General features: G+C 20.2%; 1 protein-coding gene. It reads left to right on the top strand.

The genetic code is table 11. The features are described from left to right. Nucleotides 1-406 (top strand): HesA/MoeB/ThiF family protein (locus LUA84_RS01385; RefSeq protein ID WP_231434538.1); only part of this gene is annotated, 406 nt, incomplete at both ends.

Consider the following 406-nt stretch of genomic DNA (forward strand, 5'->3'; position numbering starts at 1 on the left):
CAAGGTATATTTCTCAAATAAAATTTTTTGGATTTGAAAAAAATAAAAAAATACAAGAAACATCTGTTGCAATTATTGGTTTGGGAGGTTTGGGTTCCTGGTTATCAGAATTTTTAGTAAGAATTGGTGTAAAAAATTTGGCAATTGTAGATTTTGATATTGTAGAAGAAAAAAATCTAAATAGACAAAATTTTATAATTGATGATATTGGGAAATTAAAAATAGATTCTATTGAAAAGAGATTAAAAGAAATAGATAATAATATAAATATAGAGAAATATAAAGAAATAAATAGTAAAATATTTAATAAGGATATAATATTTGATTGTACTGATAATATTAAATCAAAATATTTAATAAATGAATTATCTGTATATTATAATAAGCCATATATATTTGCTTCCGT

Source organism: Candidatus Nanopusillus massiliensis (genome assembly GCF_920984865.1).